This window comes from Pseudonocardia halophobica, assembly GCF_027922425.1.
GTDB classification, from domain to species: Bacteria; Actinomycetota; Actinomycetes; order Mycobacteriales; family Pseudonocardiaceae; genus Pseudonocardia; species Pseudonocardia halophobica.
Map to the genome: position 1 here is coordinate 1 of NZ_BSFQ01000228.1, position 636 is coordinate 636.

Genomic DNA, 636 nt, shown 5'->3' on the forward strand with positions numbered 1-636 from the left:
GAGGTCTTCCTGGTCAGCAAGGTGCTCCCCAGAATGCGACCACCGAGGGCACGGTCGCCGCATGCCATGGGAGTCTCAGGCGCCTGGGGACCGATCGGCTGGATCTGTACCTGCTGCACTGGCGCCGTGAGGTTCCCCTCGTGGACACGGTGGCCGGGTTCGAGAAGCTGCGCGAGGAGGGTTCGATCCGGGCCTGGGGGGTCAGCAACTTCGACCTGCACGACCTGGAGGAGTTGCCGAAGGGCGCCGTCCCCGCCTGCAATCAGATCCTCTACAACCTCACCCGTCGCGGTCCGGAGGCGAATCTGTTCCCGTGGTGTGAGCGCATGGGCGCCGCGGTCATGGCCTACTCGCCCGTCGAGAAGGGCGCGTTGCTCGATCATCCTGACCTCCGCCGCGTGGCGACAGAGCGTGGAGCAACCTCGGCGCAGGTCGCGCTGGCCTGGTCGGTCCGTAGAGGGGGCGTCGTCGCCGTTCCGAAGGCTGCCCGGCTCGCCCATGTCGAGGAGAACGCTGCAGCGCTGGACCTCGAGCTCACCGACGAGGAACTCGAGGTCTTGGATCGCGCCTTCCCGGCGCCGGGTGTCGTCCCGCTCGAGACACTGTCCTAATCCCGGAAGGTCTTCGTTTCCCTCG

The 636-nt window shown here is 67.5% G+C and carries 1 protein-coding gene; it reads left to right on the forward strand.

What is annotated here, in order from left to right:
- A partial coding sequence (locus PKE99_RS38310) for an aldo/keto reductase (RefSeq protein WP_271215133.1) occupies positions 1–611 on the forward strand: 611 nt, incomplete at its 5' end.
- Between the last annotated feature and the right edge of the window lie 25 nt (positions 612–636).